At 69.8% G+C, this 15,529-nt stretch carries 13 protein-coding genes, 2 pseudogenes and 1 riboswitch; of the genes and pseudogenes, 4 read left to right on the forward strand and 11 right to left on the reverse strand.

The annotated features are described in order from the left end of the window. Nucleotides 1-301 (forward strand): annotated as a pseudogene (locus AW270_RS02595) (hypothetical protein); the annotation flags it as partial. Here AW270_RS02595 and AW270_RS02600 read toward each other — a convergent pair. The 10 genes and pseudogenes from AW270_RS02600 to AW270_RS02640 all read right to left on the reverse strand — a co-directional run bounded on the left by AW270_RS02600 (nucleotide 266) and on the right by AW270_RS02640 (nucleotide 12,862). Beyond that, nucleotides 266-1,630: a purine-cytosine permease family protein gene (locus AW270_RS02600; RefSeq protein WP_061290247.1), complete on the reverse strand. Its 1,365-nt coding sequence runs from the start codon at nucleotides 1,628-1,630 to the stop codon at nucleotides 266-268. The pseudogene AW270_RS02595 and the gene AW270_RS02600 sit on opposite strands and share 36 nt — an antisense overlap. Continuing rightward, nucleotides 1,622-1,733: riboswitch (TPP riboswitch) on the reverse strand. (Overlaps the previous gene by 9 nt.) Nucleotides 1,734-2,282: 549 nt before the next feature. Beyond that, on the reverse strand, nucleotides 2,283-3,413 hold the full coding sequence (locus AW270_RS02605; RefSeq protein ID WP_061290249.1) for a hypothetical protein: 1,131 nt from the start codon (nucleotides 3,411-3,413) through the stop codon (nucleotides 2,283-2,285). Between the two features lie 29 nt (nucleotides 3,414-3,442). Next, entirely contained in the window at nucleotides 3,443-3,949 is a 507-nt protein-coding gene (locus AW270_RS02610; RefSeq protein WP_157521635.1) for a hypothetical protein, read from the reverse strand. Continuing rightward, complete coding sequence (locus tag AW270_RS02615; protein WP_061290253.1) at nucleotides 3,949-7,065, reverse strand: ATP-binding protein; 3,117 nt, start codon at nucleotides 7,063-7,065, stop codon at nucleotides 3,949-3,951. The genes AW270_RS02610 and AW270_RS02615 overlap by 1 nt, the downstream gene beginning before the upstream one ends. Then, complete coding sequence (locus AW270_RS02620; protein WP_157521636.1) at nucleotides 7,062-7,412, reverse strand: hypothetical protein; 351 nt, start codon at nucleotides 7,410-7,412, stop codon at nucleotides 7,062-7,064. The genes AW270_RS02615 and AW270_RS02620 overlap by 4 nt, the downstream gene beginning before the upstream one ends. A 192-nt stretch (nucleotides 7,413-7,604) precedes the next feature. Beyond that, nucleotides 7,605-7,730 (reverse strand): annotated as a pseudogene (locus AW270_RS42040) (double zinc ribbon domain-containing protein); the annotation flags it as partial. Between the two features lie 409 nt (nucleotides 7,731-8,139). Then, on the reverse strand, nucleotides 8,140-8,772 hold the full coding sequence (locus AW270_RS02625) for a hypothetical protein (protein WP_061290258.1): 633 nt from the start codon (nucleotides 8,770-8,772) through the stop codon (nucleotides 8,140-8,142). Between the two features lie 119 nt (nucleotides 8,773-8,891). Beyond that, entirely contained in the window at nucleotides 8,892-9,341 is a 450-nt protein-coding gene (locus tag AW270_RS02630) for a hypothetical protein (protein WP_061290260.1), read from the reverse strand. Nucleotides 9,342-9,415: 74 nt separating this feature from the next. Continuing rightward, complete coding sequence (locus tag AW270_RS02635) at nucleotides 9,416-11,740, reverse strand: ThuA domain-containing protein (protein ID WP_169807242.1); 2,325 nt, start codon at nucleotides 11,738-11,740, stop codon at nucleotides 9,416-9,418. A gap of 267 nt (nucleotides 11,741-12,007) precedes the next feature. Further along, nucleotides 12,008-12,862 carry a sensor histidine kinase gene (locus AW270_RS02640; protein ID WP_061290264.1) on the reverse strand — a complete coding sequence of 285 codons (855 nt, stop codon included), beginning with the start codon at nucleotides 12,860-12,862 and terminating at the stop codon, nucleotides 12,008-12,010. 24 nt (nucleotides 12,863-12,886) lie between these two features. Here AW270_RS02640 and AW270_RS02645 point away from each other — a divergent pair, with 24 nt between their 5' ends. The 3 genes from AW270_RS02645 to cqsA all read left to right on the forward strand — a co-directional run bounded on the left by AW270_RS02645 (nucleotide 12,887) and on the right by cqsA (nucleotide 15,211). Beyond that, nucleotides 12,887-13,384, forward strand: coding sequence for a C40 family peptidase (locus tag AW270_RS02645; protein ID WP_061290266.1), 498 nt, complete (start codon nucleotides 12,887-12,889; stop codon nucleotides 13,382-13,384). A gap of 77 nt (nucleotides 13,385-13,461) precedes the next feature. Beyond that, a complete protein-coding gene (locus AW270_RS02650; protein WP_061290267.1) occupies nucleotides 13,462-14,004 on the forward strand; it encodes an EF-hand domain-containing protein in 543 nt (180 codons plus the stop codon). A gap of 1 nt (nucleotide 14,005) precedes the next feature. Further along, complete coding sequence (gene cqsA / locus AW270_RS02655; RefSeq protein ID WP_169807243.1) at nucleotides 14,006-15,211, forward strand: alpha-hydroxyketone-type quorum-sensing autoinducer synthase; 1,206 nt, start codon at nucleotides 14,006-14,008, stop codon at nucleotides 15,209-15,211. Here the strand turns inward: cqsA and AW270_RS02660 are convergent. Further along, entirely contained in the window at nucleotides 15,199-15,522 is a 324-nt protein-coding gene (locus AW270_RS02660) for a rhodanese-like domain-containing protein (protein WP_061290268.1), read from the reverse strand. The two genes, cqsA and AW270_RS02660, sit on opposite strands and share 13 nt — an antisense overlap. Nucleotides 15,523-15,529: the final 7 nt, after the last annotated feature.

The raw sequence follows: 15,529 nt of genomic DNA on the forward strand, positions 1-15,529 counted from the left end.
CCCGCCACCACCGCCGCCACCACCCCCGCCGCCGCCTCCCGTGAAGGAGCCGAAGCCGAGGGTGGAGCGTCCGGCTCAGGTCGTTCCGGTACGCCTCCCGAAACCGGCCCCGACCGTCAAGAAGCCGTCGCCGCGTCCCAAGCCGACCCCGTCGGCGACCCCGGAACCGCGTGAACCGCGGGTCGCGGCCGTGGCCAACCCGAAGAAGCGGGACAACCCGCTCAAGTCGGTGCTGTTCATGGTCGTCCTGTCCACCGTGATCGCCTCAGCTGCCGCCGTGGCGTTCACCCGCATCAGATAGCCGCGGCCGAGCGCCGCGCGAGGCCCCGATCGCCAGCGTGACCAGCGCGGCGACCAGGAACGAGCCGAGCGCGGCGCTCATCCACGGCGCGGGGGTGAACCCGAGGGCCTCCCGCGCCGCCACCCAGAGGTCCCGCCACCAGGGGACCTCGGGCAGCGCGCCGAGCATCCACCACGTGGCGAACCCGAGGATCCACGGCACCGTCATCGACCACCGCGACGGCGCCCGCTCCGAGGTGTCCCACCGGCGCGAACCGCCGAGCAGGAAGTAGTCGACCACCAGCACGGCGAACATCGGCACGAACACCGCCCCGATGATCCCCAGGAACGCCGAGTAGGTGTCCGCGCTCACGAAGATCGCCAGCAGCGTGACCAGCGTCCCGATGCCGACCGAGAGAATCCGCCGGTCGACCCTCGGCACCAGGTTCTGCAGTGACATCGTCACCGAATAGACGTTCACGAACGACTGGTCGGTCTCCCGCAGCACCAGGATCCCGAAGAAGACCGCCCCCAGCGACGCCGTGACGAACGGGTCCCAGACCTTGCCGACGTCGTTCCCGACCAGCGCCAGCGCGGCGATCCCCAGCGCCAGACAGGCGACCTGGGCGATCGTGTAACCCCCGACCACCCCGCCGAACGCCGCCCTGCTCGACTTCGAGAAGCGCGAGAAGTCGGCCGCCAGGGGAACCCACGAGACGCTCAGCGCGATGACGTAGTCGACCGAGGGCGCGAACGCCTCCCACGTCCCGGCCCCCAGTGAGGGCCCGCGCGAGATCAGCTCGTACGCGAAATAGATCATCGCCAGCACGACCCCGACGGTGACGTAGCGCCGCAGGATCCGCACCGCCCCCAGCGGCTTGATCGTCAGCGCCGTCGTGATCACTCCGGCGATCACCACCCACACCGCGTAGGGCACGGTCACCCCGAACTGCCCCGCGATGGCCTGCGCCCCCTGGGCGATCACCCACAGCTCGAAGGCCCCCCAGCCGAGCATCTGGACGATGTTGAGCACGCTCGGGAGATAGGAGAGTCTCGCCCCGAAAAGCCCTCTGAGCAGCATCATCGCCGGAGCCCCCGTCTGGGTGCCCGGGATGGCGGCCAGGCCGACCATGGCCGTACCGATGAGACTGCCCACCACAGCGGCCGTCAGCGCCGCGACGAAGCTGAGCGGACGGTCCCCGAGGGGATTGACGAGCGCGATCGCTCCTGAGAACCCGAGCAGTGACACCCCGAGGTTGGCCCAGAGGGCACCCTGGTCGAGCAGGCCGAGAGTTTTCGGCGGAGCCTCGTCGAGGGTGAGAGGGGCCTCGGAATCGATGACAGCGGCCATCACACACGCTCCCTACGCCGGCATTACCCGGACAGGTTCATGCGGTCGGCGACGCTGGTCGCCCTCTCAGCCCGGTTACGCCCGAGCTCCCGCGGTTCTGAGGTTGTGAACGAACCGGGATCAGCCCGGTTCGCCCCCACATGATGCATCATGAGCCCCCGTCCGACTACCCCCAGGTCCCTGCTCGGCAGGACGGCAACAGTCCGCCAGCGTCCGTAGGAGTAGAGCTACATCCGTGACGGTAGCTGTACTTTCAAGCCGCATGAGGGGCTCAGAGCTGCAGCTTGACAAGGTGGTACTGCCCCAGGGCCGTCTGTGCTCCAATCGGGCTCCGGCGACAAATGTCCTTCTGGACCACAGCCCGACCAAGCCGACGGATTCACGGTCTCACGGCAAATTATCCCTGACCTGCACCGAATCTCTTCTCCGTTTCCGGAGCGCTGTCCGCCTCTCGCCCATTCCACGCAGGTCGACAGAGGTGTGTCGTAGCGGGTGGTCACGGCCTGGAACTGTCCGGGCCGGTTGACCGCCCGCTCGACCCCCGTTGGGCGGCATATCGTGCGGGGCCGTGGCCGGTCGGCCTTGATCCGCGCCATTGCGTGGCCGAGGCGCCGGTCAAGCTCGCCTGCGTGATCGTCGTGGTCTTCACCTTCTAACGAGTGGTCGTCGTCTTGGTGGTGACGGTCTCCTGGATCTTTCCGTCCTTGACGACCTCTTGGCGATCTTCGGTACGGGTCGAATTGTTGTTCTTGTCGGACTGTTCGATGTGCGTGGACTTGAGGCCGTCCGGGGAGCGCGAGACATCCGTCTTGGTGGTTCCGTTTCGGTCCCAGTGCTCCGAATGGACAGTGGTCGTGCCGTCTGGCTTCGTGTCCTTCCACTTCATGTCGGTCGAGGTCAACTTGTTGTCCTTGTCGTAGTGTTTGGTGAACTCGGCCGGCCCTTCCTTGGTGGACCAGCCATGGGTGAACGTCGTTTCCCCGTTCGCGCCCTTGTGCTCGGAGAAGGTGTCGGTCTTTCCGCCGGCCCCCTGCTCCTGCCACCTTTCCGTACTCCCGGCGAACTTCCCCTTGTCGTCGTAGTTGTCGATGCGGCTGTGTTCGTTTCCGTTCTCGTCCCGCCACCGGTCGTTTCCATAGAGCTTGTTGTCGTGGGCGTCGCGCGTGATCGAACGGTCGTGCTGCGCTCCGTCGGCTCCCTTCTCCTTCCAGCTCTCCGTCGAACGATCCTTGGCCCCGTTCTCGAAGTGGTCCGTTTTCACGTGCGTGTTGCCGTTCCGGTCCTGCCAGGTCTCCGAATGCGCGACGGTCTTGTTTCCGACCGTTTCCTTCGTGTGCTCGTGCATGGTTCCGTCACGCGCCTTCTCCTTCCAGGTGTCGGTGCTTCCCGTCTTCTCGCCCTTGGAGTTGTGGTGGTCGGTGATGGTGTGCTGGTTTCCGTTCTTGTCCACGCTGTTTCGTACGGTGTCGCCGACATCCTTGTGCTTGGCGGCGTGGTGATCGGAGGTGGACGCCGAATCCTTCGACGGAGCGTGGTCCCGGTGCACGGTGTCGATGTCGCTCCGGGTCTTCTCGGATCCGCTGCCGGTGCGGTGGTCCTGCGCGCTCGGCAGCGAGGGCCGATCCTGACCGTCACGGGTGGAACCGCTCGCCCGGTCGTTCTGCTGGTTACGCTCCTGGCGGTCGTCCGAAGTCAGGCTTGGGCGTTCTGAGCTCTTGGCGTTGTCGGTCTCTCCGGACTTCTCCGTCGGTTGTTTCGTCTGCTCCACGTCACGCTCGCCCATGGCGCTCCGTCCCATCGGTTGCCTGGTTCCTATGAAGGAAGACGGGTTCCGCTTTTCAGCCAGTCGGCGGGCACGGAAGTGGAGGCGCCGGTGCCGCCGCGGAGAGTGGTCTGCACTTCGAGTGGCGAGCCCGAAATCTCCTTCTGGTCGCCGGAGGACTCGCGCTTGCCTCCTGAGTCCTTCTGCTCGGGGAAGCCGCCTCCGAGGCTGATGCCCGAACCGAATTTGGTCTGCTCCGTTCCCTTGTTCAGCATGTCGTTGCCCAGGGACTTGGTCGCGGAGAGGTCGGCCCGGCCCCCCGTCCCGATGCCGACCTTAAGAGCCTGGGAGCCACGCGAGGAGGACGACTGCGCCTCGGCCAGTTGTGCGCCGGCCGAATCGTAAGCGCGCCTCAACGCGGCGGCGCATTGGGAGGCCCCGGTGATGTTGGACCTCTCCATGTTGTCCGCAGCCAGCAGTGCCATCTTGCGACTGGATTCCTCGAATCGGTCCAGGGCGTCGCGCCAATCCGTGCCGCCGCCCAGGAGCTTCGCCATCACAGACCCGCCTCGCCCATCACCCGGGCCAGGATGCGCCGGATCGTGCGGGGCGCCTTGCGGTCGTCGTCGGCGAGCATCTGCTGTTGGAAGCACAGGCACACCCGCCGCGCCGCGATGTCGAGAGCGGCCCGGCTCTCCTCCGGCATGTCCTCCGCGGGGAATTCGATCATCTCGTACGCGGCGTCCTGGCACACCTCCCAGGTCTGGCGCCGCCGTTTGTCCTCGGAGGAGGCGTCCGCGTGGTCGGCTTCCAGCCATCCCGTCCGGTATCGACGTCCAGCCACCAGATCGGCCACCGCCGAGCGGTAGAGGCACAGAGGCGGATCCTGCGCACATACCAGATGGCACGCCGGATACGGCTCGAACCGGCGGGCGGACAGGCGATGGACCGTCTGGCGGAACACGTCGATCAGGGCCGCCGTGTTCCGGCCGGCGGCGTCGAGCCTGTCGAGGAGCAAGGCGCGGAGCCGGTCGCGAAACTCGGCGGTGTCGGCGTAGGTCCAGGCGCCCTGGATCCCTCGCCGGGTGGCCAGCCAGTCGGCGCCGTGTCCCGCGAAGGCGCGCAGCAGCTCCTCGTCGGGGACGGCGGACGGACGGCGGGCACGCACGGCGGCCGTCAGGTCGTCCCACAGCCGGTCGAACGCCCCGGGATCGTCGATGGCGGAGGTCACCAGCCGCGACAGGACACGCTGCGCGTACGTGTCGGCGGCCAGGGCCCTGGCCGCGTCGCAGATGGGCGGCGCGGCGCACGTCTCGCCACAGAAGGGACGGCTCAGGAAGAGCGGCGCGAACGAGCCCTCCTCGCGCCAGCGTGCCATGTGCTCCCGCACCTGGGCGTCGGGCGGCGGCTGCGGCGCGAGGGCGTCCTTGACCGGCGGGACCCGGACCATCAGGGGCGCGTCCTCGCCGCCGCTGAAGACGACGGCCTGGCCGGTCCGCAGGGTGGTCAGCGCCTTGGCCTGCGGTTCGTCCATGGCCATCGCTCCGGCCAGCGCGACGCGGTCGTCGGCGGAGATGATCCGGTGCGCGATCTTCAGGTTGGTGTTCTTGATGACGTCGGGCGCGAGCCGTACCGGGATCTGGTCGGCGATGATCACACCTTGGCCGTACGCGCGGATCTCGGACAGCAGATTGGAGAAGGTCTCCACGGCCTGGCCGCGTGGATTCGCCGACTCCTCGGACGACTGGGCGGGCACGTTCGCCAGCAGGCGGTGCGCCTCCTCGACGACCAGCAGATGCGTCAGGTCCTGCGACTGCCCTCGCGCGCGGCGGTGCTCGACCAGGCGGATCAGCAGCAACCCGGCGAAGAACGCCTTGTCGCCCTCGTCGCCGAGAGCGTCGAGTTCGACCACGGTCGGCCGTTCGAACAGCACCTGCGGCGGCAAGGACCCGGCCACGTCCAGCATCGCTCCCTTCGCGCCGCGGCGCAGGGACTCCAGCCGGGTGAGCAGGGACGCCCGCATGTCGCCCGCGATGCGGTCGTCGTAGCCGAGCGCGGGGATGACCTCGCCGACCTTGGCCACCAGGTCGGACAGGGTGGGGAACACGTCGGACGTCGCGTCGGGCCCGGATTCGCCCAGCCGGGTGTTTTCGTTCGTGCGCAGATCCCAGCCGCGGTCGAGGTAGATCTCGTGCAGGCAGCGCTCGAGGATCTGGGGCAGGGGCGTCCACATGCCGAACGAGGCCATGAAAACGGCCCGCAACAGGTCGAGGTGCTCCCCGACGGTCGTGCCGGGCGGCACCTCGAACGGGTTGAGCACGAACGGCGCCACCATGGCCTTGCCAGCGGTGAAGATCTGCATCCCGCGGCCCAGGGCGGGATGGCCGATCAGCGCACGGTACTCGGTCTTGGCCGGCTCGATCACCATGAAGGGCACGTCGTGCGAGGCGGCCTCCAGCAGCAGCCCCATGATGGTGTTCGTCTTGCCCGCGCCGGTGGTGCCCGGAACGAAGACATGACGGGTGAGCGAGCGCAGCGGGACCCGGTAGGCGCCGCCCGTGGTCCGCAGGTGCTGCATCACCTCCCCGACGACCAGGTGCGGCGACCGGTCGTCGACAGAGGGGACGACCGTGTCGAACCGCGGCGCCGGGCTGATCGCGAAGCCCGGTGTCTCCACGTTGGGCAGGTGCACGTAAGCCGCGAGTTGGGCCGAGCTCAGCAGGGTCTGCGCGCCGAAGGGATGCCGGTAGAGGTTCGGCCCCGGCTGCTCGCCGGCGTCGGGCAGCGCCCAGCCCGTGCCCAGTTCGGCGGCGAGCGGGTGCGCGACCGTGCGCACCGGTTCCGGAAGGGACTTCACACCGGAGTGCACCGCCCGCCATGCGGCGCTCAACGCCGCCAGGTCGCCGGCCCGCTCCCCGAACAGGTAGACGGCCGTACGCCAGCCGCCTCGGGCCTGCGCGTCGGCGAGCGCCTCCAGCCTGGCCCGCAGCATGTCGAGATAGTGCTCGGCCAGCGGGCTGGCGACGCCGGTGGCCTCCACGGCCGAGGCCACCGACCGCATCTCGTTGAGCACCAGGTTCCGGTCGGCGCCGAGCGTGTCGCCGTCGGCGGGCGTCGCGAGGACGAGCGCGGCCCAGCGCAGGCCGTTCATCGAGCGCACCAGCCGGTCGACCGGCAACGCGCCGTCCCGGGGATCGATCGCCGGAGGGCTGGGCACGCCCAGGCCGAGCGCCCCGTACGGCAGCCGCGACGCCGCCACCCCCGCCGCGGCCAGGTCCAGGGCGGGGTAACACCCGTCGAGCACGGCGAGCAACGTCGCCTGCCGCGCGTCGAGTCCGGCCTCGTCCACACCGTCCTGCGCCCACGTGCCCAGCCGTACCGACACGTTCTGGTCCTGGCCGTCCAGGAGGAAGGCCACCGGCGCACGCGCTCCGGCCAGGCCGACCAGCAGCGGCAGAATCGGGAGTTCGGGGCTTGAGCCTGCCCGTCCGCCATCCTCCGAGGCGGTGGACGAGACCGCCGGCGCGCGCAGGGGTTCCCCGGCCCCCGCGACCCGGACGACCCGTCGGGCGTCGAACGGCGTCGTGCCACCCGGGACTCCGGACAGGGGCGGCACGAGCCGGGCGCGCTGGAGGTAGTCGACGGCGGCGGTGCTCACGGGATCGGCGGTCATGGCATCTCCGGTGGCCAGGGGGCCGAGCACATGGAGACGGCGACGCTGAGGATGATGGTGACGACGACCACGAAACCGACGAGGACGGCGATCATCAAGGCCGTGCGCGCGACACGGTAGTCCTTCGCCCGGACATACGCGTTGGTCGTGAGGTTGGTGAGCTCCTGGACGCGGAGCGTGCCGTCACGCCAGACGCCCCGCACGCTGACCTCGTCGCCGTTGCTCAACGCCCCGACGAAGGTCAGGCCCTTCATCTCCACCGGCACGGGGGCCAGCCGGTTGCCGCTCGCGTCATGGCGTTCGATCCGGAAGTGCCACGACTCCATCTCCATGTCGCCGCTTGTCATCGAACGCTCACGGCGTGGCTGGAAATCACGCACGACCCCGCTGAAACACGAGTCCTGCCCGGCCCGCTGCACGTACGCCGTCTGCATGGGTGGTGGAGGAGGCGTCCACACCGGCGGTTGCGGCGCCGTTCCGACAGACCGCGCGACAGGCGGTGGACGTCCGGCGGCATCCGCCGGTACGCCGCAAGCCGGACAGCGGCCCGACCCCGACGGGACCGGTTCCCCGCAGCCGGGGCAGGGCCGGGTGAGCCCCGCCCGGCACTGTTCGCAGTAGCCGTAGCCTGCCGAATTCACATATCCACAGGATTGGCAGCGCATAGTTCCCCCAGGTCACCAGGCTAGCCGCTGCCCAATCGCCGAGGTCGGCCCTCGAATCGCCGCCCCGCCCGACGCGCTGAGCCGCGTATCCGCCGACGTCTTCGGCCGATGACATCACCCGCCCCGAAGCGCCCGGCACCCCGCTTCGGTAAAGGCGCCGGGGAGCACCCCGGCGGGCGATCTGGGGTTCCTTGCCGGTCTGATGACGACGGACACGATCCTGGACTCTGATCGCACCGGCGATCTAGCCGTTCGTGAACAAGTCTCCGCGTCGAACGGCCGAAGCACGCCTACGAGCTCAAGAAGGAGCACGACCGCTGGCGTACGGACAGGTCTAAACGCTGGTCGCCCTCTCAGCCCGGTTCGCCCCCACATGGTGCATCATGTGCCTGGTTCGGCCACCCCCGCGTCAGCTCGCGGACGGGAAGCGGACTCTGCCGTTCGGTGGGGCGGGCAGGTGCTTCTTCGCACCCCACCAGTCGAACTTGACGCAGGTGTCGCGGCCGGGGCTGTCCTGGCCGTCGTCCACTTTCGCGCAGAACTGGCTCGGCAGGCCCTTCGCACTGGTGTACATGTGCCACTTGACGTCCACCGCCGCCTGGACCGCGTCGGGCTTCGGGGCGTCGGCCCGCAGGGACGGCGAGACCGCGTAGAGGTCGCCGTAGGCGATGACCCCCTCGTACATGGTCGCGTTGCGGCGCTTCCCCGCCGTGAGCAGCGCCTTGAGCGTCGTCGGTTCGACGACGAAGACGGGGTTCCAGAAGGGGTTGTGCTCCCTGGGCTCGGCCCGCCAGACCTTCCCCTTGGGCAGGGTGCGCAGGATCGCCGGGCTGGTGCGGTAGGTGTACTTCCCGACGCCGAGCGATCTGATCGGGTCCTTGACGGGAGCGCGCTTCACCCGCGTCTCGTAGGCCACCACTTGCTTGCGCCCGAACTCCAGCCACCCCTCCTGCCAGAAGACCAGCTTCGCCGGCACGCTGGCGAACGAATGCCCCCACTCACGGATCATGACCCCGTGGCCCGGCACGTACTGCGCCTTCACAGCCGTCAGGGGATCGGCAGCCGCCTCTGCGGGACTCGGAACGCCGAGCCCAGCGGCTACAAGGGTCACGACCATCATTCGCCGTATCACGGGGTGCATTCTGCACCAGCTTCGGCGATTTACGAGTGTTCGGTGCCCTGGCCGGGCCTGCGGGAGCGGGCCAGGTCGGTGAGCTGGTCGGTGTCCAGGCCGTCGCAGGTGAGCTGGGTCGAGTTGATCATCGCGCGGACCACGGGATCGGCAGGGCCCGGGACCGCCACGGTCGCGGTCTGCATGGCCGCCCACTCGCGGAGCGCGTCGATCGACGGCTGCGGCAGTTCCGGGGAGTACTGCACGATCAGCGCGTTGTCGCCGACGAGCAGATGTTCCAGGCTGCCGCCGTTGGGCGCCTCGTCGCCCGGGGCGTAGAAGGAGCGGTCGGGGTGGCGCCACTCGGTGTCGCCGGACGCCGCGAGGGACGTGCGCGGGCCTGATTCGCAGGTGACCGCCCCGGACGCGGTGTCGGCCGAGGCGCCGCAAGCGGCGCACAGGACGAGCGCGGCGACGGCCGGGAGGAGGGAGCGGCGCATGGAGTCCACTTCTGATCGAATCGCCGAGGCCGGTGGCCCGAGGTGCTCGGGCCACCGGCGGTGAGACGGGCGGGTCAGCCGACCTGCAGGACCGCCGAGCGCGAGACGATCACGCCGGTCGGGTCCGTCGCGCGGACGCGGTACTCGGAGCCGGACAGTTCCGGCGCCGCGGTGACCGCGATCGCGAAGGTGGTCTGGCCGGGCACGTCGGCCCAGTCGGCCGAGCCCGGAGCCTTGACCTGCCACTGGTAGGTGACGTTCTGGCCGTCGGCGGGAGCCGCGAAGACCGCGGTGTCACCGGACTGGTGGGTGGCCGAGACCGGCTCGGACTGGAAGCGCAGGATGACGGCGTCCTCGGCGAGGAGCTTCATCCACTCCGCCAGTTCCTTCGCGCGCTCCCGGATCGGGGTGTTCTCGGGGCCGGGCAGGGCGGCCTTGACCTCGCGGCGGACCACCTTGGCCTCGTCCATGGCCTTGATGTAGTCCTTGACCACGTAGGCGTTGTACGAGGCGTCGATCGCGCCGTTCAGCGTGGCGGCCAGACCGGCGTCGACCGACCCGTCGGCCACACCGGCGGCGACCAGGCCGCGCATCTCGACGTGGGTGGAGCAGTTGCCGGACGACTCGCCGGCGGCCCACTTGATGCCTTCCAGGATGTTCTTCTGGAAGATCGGGTCGGCGGTGTTCTGCCAATTGTGCAGGAGCGCCTGGGTGAAGGAACGCCCGCCGTCGTAGTTGGCGCACCACGAGATGGGGTGGTCGGCGCCCTCGATGCGGCCCGCGCTGTTGCCGATGCCGGACACGTAGGTCGACTCGGTCAGCGTCTGCAGGACGTGCACCTTCTCGCGGGGGAGGAAGCCCCGCCAGTTGTAGAGCTCGTCCGAGACCGTCATCTTCTTGGCGAAGTGGCGGGTGGCCGGGTGGGTGCCGTCCTCGGTGACCAGTTCGGCGACGAGGCAGCCGCCGCAGGTGTTCTGGATGCCGCCCGCGTTGGAACCGTGGTTGTCGAACTCGCCGCCGACCAGGTTCTTGTACCAGTCCCAGTTGTGCATCGAGTCGGTGGCGCCGTGGATGGCCACGAAGCCGCCGCCGTTGCGGATGTAGGTCTGGAGCGCGGCCTGCTCGTTGACGGTGGCGCCGGGGGTGGTCGTCGAGGGCCGGTTGGTGACGAACACGTCGTTGCCGACGCTGGAGACGCCGACCAGGGCGTCGTACTGGGCCAGGCGCTCGGCGCTCTCGAACGGGTTGCCCGCGACCGACACCTCGGGGCTGAGGTAGTCGTAGACGTCCACGTCGAAGGAGTTGGCCCGGCCGAGGTCCTGGATCATCGCCATCGTCAGCGGGATGTGCTCGTGCCGGAACGCGCCCGGACGGTTGCCGAACAGCAGGATCTTGAACTTGGGCCGGTCGTTCCGCACGGCCTCGCCCGGAGCCCGGAACGGGTAACGGTCCATGCCCTTGCCCGCGCTCACCGCGACGCCGGTGACGACGTCGGGGTGGTCGACGCCCTGGAGCTCCTCGACGAGGTAGGCGGCGTCCTTGACCAGCGAGTCGCGCATGTAGCCGGCGGGGGTCACCTTCGCGGCCAGCGCGCCGAACTTGACCAGCGCCGCCTCGGCGGCGCCGCCCTCGGCCTCGGTCAGCAGCGCCAGCAGCCGGTCGCCGTTGGCCGCGGAGACCTTGCCGGCGGTCACGTAGCGCTGGACGAGGGCCCGCAGGTCGGCGATCGAGGTGGTGATCTCGAAGGTCAGCGTGTACTTGGCGCCGTTGCCGGCGGAGTCGCCGAGGTTGACCGCCCAGGTGTGCTTGCCCACGGAGAGGGTGGCCAGGTCGAGCGGCATCGGGTAGGTCCAGACGTCGTCGATCCACATGTCCCGCACCGCCGCGCCGCCCGCGCCGGGGGTGGCGTCGGTACGGGTCGGGGTGATGGAGGCGGCGGACGCGCTGTGCCCGACCTTGCCGTTGGCGATGCCGGGCCAGGCCGCGACCGGCGGCTTGGTGTCGATGCGCACGGTGATCGTCCGGGCGGCCGAGGCGTTGCCGGCCGCGTCGACGGCGACGTAGCTCACGCTGCTGTTGCGGTCGCCGCTGATCACGTGGGCGGCCGTGCCGCGGGTTCCGTTCTGCACGGCCGGGACCTCGACCGTGACGCCCGCGATGGTGACCCGGAACTTGGCGACGGCGTCGTCGTCGGTCGCCGACAGGTTCAGCGTGACGTCGTTGCCGGTGAACCAGCCGCCGGGGCCGGTGGTGGTGGAAGTCACGTAGGCGTTGTTCGCCACGCCGTTGTAGTTCGGGACCGGGTCGACCGGGGAGAGCGTGGCCACGTCGAGGACGGGCGGCGCTCCGGTCTCGGCGGCGAGGGCCACCCCGGGTGTGCCGATAAGGAGAGCAGGCACTGCCAGCAGGGCAGTGGCTAATGATCGCTTGGCGGAACGTGGGCGAGAGGACGGCATCGTCGCTCCTCTTATCGTCGTACAGGAACTCCACCGCGCGGCTAGGCCCCGACCCCATCTCTAACGCGATGAATGTCGGAAGTGTGAGCTTCGTCCCACACATTTGTCAACGATCACCCAGACTTTCGATTTTCGTCGGCGAAAGTTTCCGCCTAAAAGTTTCGCCCGAAGACGTCTGACAGAATTCAGGGCCAGCAGGTCAGCGGCCCTTCATGTGAGGGACGAGGTCCGCCGCGACCCACGGATAGCCCGCAGCCCGTATCCGCGCGGCGCGACCGGAAGACCACCGGGCCCGTCATCCTGTACGTCCACCTCGACGCCCCCGTCGTCATAGGCGATCCGCGCGGTGGCGCTCGCGCCGGAGGCGTGTTGACGGGTGTCGGTCAGCGCCTCCTGGACCAGCCGGTAGACCGCGTGGTCGGCGGCCGGGGAGAGCTCGGCCGTCCCGTAGCTGGGGACGGGGTCGTCGGCGGCGTGCAGGACGTACAGGAGTTGCCGCATTTCGGTCATCGCCTGACGCCCGGTTTCTTCCGCGTTCTGGAGCAGCGACTCCGACTTCTCCGGCTTCAGCCGGGCTGCTCCCACCAGGACGTTCATGGTCGTGATGTGGTGGGCGACCACGTCGTGCAGTTCGCGGGCGATGCGGCGCCGCTCCTCCCGGAGCAGTTCCGCCCGGTCCCGCTCGGCCATCTCCTTCCGCAGCCGCACCAGGTGACCGGCGCCGACCAGGATGACCGGGCCCAGGTTGACGGCCGGGCCGTAGTAGACCACCAGCCCGACCAGGGCGGCCGGCCAGGCGTACCGGGCGGGCGCGTGCCGTCCGCAGGCGTAGAGGGCGCACGCCGACGCCGGTCCGAGCCACCACAACGGTTCAGCAGGCAGGGTGACCAGATGCGCGATGACCGTTACCGCGAATACGGGCAGCGGAAATCGGCGTCGCCACAGCAGGGCGGCGGCCGTGACGAGGGCCAGCGCGATGATCGCGGCCGGGTGCATCGGCACTTTCGTCCCGAAGGCGATCGCCAGCTGGGAGACCGCGACGACCACGGCGAGCGCGATGTCCATGGCGTCGCCTCTACCCTCGTACCGATGAAGATTCCCGTGATCGTGGCGCTCGTCCTGGCCTGTGCCGTCGCGTCCGTTCCCCGGCCCGACCCACGGGACCAGATCCTCGCCTCCGCGCACGCCCTGATCGGCCGATATCCCTATTCGTGGGGCGGCGGCCACGCCGGGAGCGCGGGCCCGTCATTCGGCATCTGCCAGGGCTACCGAGGCGACATCCGGCCCTGCCCGGCCACCACGACCCACGGCCTCGACTGCTCCGGCCTGACCCGCTGGGTCTACGAGATCGGCTACGACCACGACGTGCTCGGCCCCGGCACCACCGACGACCACCTGCGCCGCATGCGCCCGGTGAACGACCCGGCCCCCGGCGACCTCGTCTTCTTCGGGACGAAGAAGCGCACCCACCACGTCGGCGTCTACATCGGCGGCGGCCGGATGATCAACGCCTTCAAGACCGGGACCAGGGTCCGCGTCGACCCGGTGAACGCCCTCGACGACCTGCTCGGCTACTACCGCCTGTGAACCCTATCCCCGGGGCCATTAACACTCCGGCACGGTCTCTTTACCCTCGGTAATCGTCGTCCACCGAGAGGAAGTTCATGGACCACTACAGCCGCAAGATGCACAAGTTCTTCACCCTGCTCGACGCCGACGGCGACAGTGTCCTCACGTTCGCCGACTTCACCGCGGCGGCCGGGCGGGCGGCGCAGGCCTTCGGCTGGAGCCCCTCCTCAGACCAGAGCGTCGCCATCCGCCAGAGCTACGCCGCCCTGTGGACGGAGGTCTACGCGCCGATGGACCTCGACGGCGACGCGGGCCTCGACTTCGGCGAATATCTCGCGGCCCACCAGAAGACGATCCTCGGCCTGCCCGACGGCTACCAGCGGGTCCAGCCGGTCTCGCAGGCGTTCCTGCAACTGGCCGACACCGACGGCGACGGCGTCATCTCCCGCGAGGAGTACGTCGCCACCATGAACAGCGCCTTCGGCCTCTCCCATGAAGACGGCCACCACGCCTTCGACCAGCTCGACACCGAGGGCAAGGGGGCCCTCTCCTTCGGCGAGGTCCACCGCGCCGTCGAGGGCTACTTCTGCAGCGACAACCCCGAGACGTACGGCTCGGCCCTGCTCGGGCGGGTCTGACGTGGGCGGGGCGCGCGGCCTCCTCCAGCGCCGGATCGACTCCTTCCATCGAGACCGGGTGACCGCGACGTGGGCGGGCCGCCGAGCGCTCCAGGGCCGCGCGCCCGGCCCGTCCTCGATCATCCTGACCAGGAACGACTACCTGGCCATCAGCGGCCACCCGCACATCGTCGAGGCGATCGAACGCTCGCTGGGCCGCGAGACGGCCCCCCTGATGGCCGCGCCGTTCCTGCGCGACGACCACCCGCAGACGCTGCTGGAAGGCGCGTTCGCCCGCCACCTGAAGGCGGCGGCCGGGGTGCTGTGCCAGTCGGGCTGGATGGCCAACGCCGGCCTGATCCAGGTGATCGCCGGCCCCGACGTGCCCGTCTACCTCGACCAGCGGGCCCACGCCTCGCTGCGGACCGGCGTCCAGCTCGCGGGCGCGCCCCTGAAGATCTTCCGCCACAACGACCCGGCCCACCTGGCCGCCCGACTCGAACGCCACGGCCCCGGCGTCGTGGTCGTCGACTCCGTCTACAGCTCCCACGGCTCGCGCTGCCCGCTCCGCGCGTTCGTCGAGGTCGCCGAGGAGCACGACTCGCTGCTGGTCGTCGACGAGTCCCACTCCGTCGGGACCCACGGCCTCAGAGGTGAGGGCCTGGTGGCCGCCGAGGGCCTGCAAGAGCGGGTGGCGTTCCGGACGGTCAGCCTGTCGAAGGCGGTCCCCGGCCGGGCGGGCCTGGTCGTCTGCGACGACCCCGGCTTCGTCGACTACTTCAAATACGAGGCCGGTCCGGCGGTCTTCAGCAGCGCCCTGCTCCCCCACGACACGGCCCTGCTGGCCGCCGCCCTCGACCTGGTCAGGCGCGAGGAGGGCCGCCGCACGAGACTGCGGGAGCTGACGGCGTGGCTGCGGCCCGAGCTGACCGCCCTCGGCTACGAGCTCGGCGGCGGGACCGAGCAGATCATCGCACTGGAGGTCGGCCGCGAGGCCGACGTGATGCTGCTGCGCGACCTGCTGGAGCGCCACGACGTGTTCGGCGCGGTGTTCGTCCCGCCCGCGACCTCGGTCACCCGGACCCTGCTGCGCCTGTCGCTCCACGCGGGCCTGACCGACGCCCAGGCCGAACAGATCCTGCACGCCTGCGCGGTGGTCAGAGACGAGGCGGGGATGGCGGGGTGGCTCTCCACCCGCCGCCCGGCCGCGTCGGGTCAGGCCACGTAGGGCGGCTGGCCGCTCTCGCTCTGCATCGGCAGGCCGGAAGCCGCCCACGACTGCATGCCGCCGCCGACGTTGACCGCGTCCCACCCGACGTGGTTCAGCCAGGTCGCCGCCTGCGCCGACCGCCCGCCGACCCGGCAGATGACGTAGACAGGCTGGCCCTGGGGCACCTCGCCCACCCGGTTCTGCAGCTGCCCGAGGGGAATGTGCGTCGCAGACGGCGCGTGGCCGGCCCGCCACTCGTCGACCTCACGCACGTCAAGCAGGTAAGCGCCCTCAGGCACACCGGTCGGCTGCACGTCCCGCAGAGTCATGCGCCCC

The organism is Herbidospora cretacea (assembly GCF_001570605.1).
GTDB classification, from domain to species: Bacteria; Actinomycetota; Actinomycetes; order Streptosporangiales; family Streptosporangiaceae; genus Herbidospora; species Herbidospora cretacea.

Bases quoted from the DNA above. Each gene is read 5' to 3' on its own strand.
- AW270_RS02600 (WP_061290247.1), bottom strand. From the start codon at position 1,630: ATGGCCGCTGTCATCGATTCCGAGGCCCCTCTCACCCTCGACGAGGCT.
- AW270_RS02605 (WP_061290249.1), bottom strand. From the start codon at position 3,413: ATGGGCGAGCGTGACGTGGAGCAGACGAAACAACCGACGGAGAAGTCC.
- AW270_RS02610 (WP_157521635.1), bottom strand. From the start codon at position 3,949: ATGGCGAAGCTCCTGGGCGGCGGCACGGATTGGCGCGACGCCCTGGAC.
- AW270_RS02615 (WP_061290253.1), bottom strand. From the start codon at position 7,065: ATGACCGCCGATCCCGTGAGCACCGCCGCCGTCGACTACCTCCAGCGC.
- AW270_RS02620 (WP_157521636.1), bottom strand. From the start codon at position 7,412: ATGACAAGCGGCGACATGGAGATGGAGTCGTGGCACTTCCGGATCGAA.
- AW270_RS02630 (WP_061290260.1), bottom strand. From the start codon at position 9,341: ATGCGCCGCTCCCTCCTCCCGGCCGTCGCCGCGCTCGTCCTGTGCGCC.
- AW270_RS02640 (WP_061290264.1), bottom strand. From the start codon at position 12,862: ATGGACATCGCGCTCGCCGTGGTCGTCGCGGTCTCCCAGCTGGCGATC.
- AW270_RS02645 (WP_061290266.1), top strand. From the start codon at position 12,887: ATGAAGATTCCCGTGATCGTGGCGCTCGTCCTGGCCTGTGCCGTCGCG.
- AW270_RS02650 (WP_061290267.1), top strand. From the start codon at position 13,462: ATGGACCACTACAGCCGCAAGATGCACAAGTTCTTCACCCTGCTCGAC.
- AW270_RS02660 (WP_061290268.1), bottom strand. From the start codon at position 15,522: ATGACTCTGCGGGACGTGCAGCCGACCGGTGTGCCTGAGGGCGCTTAC.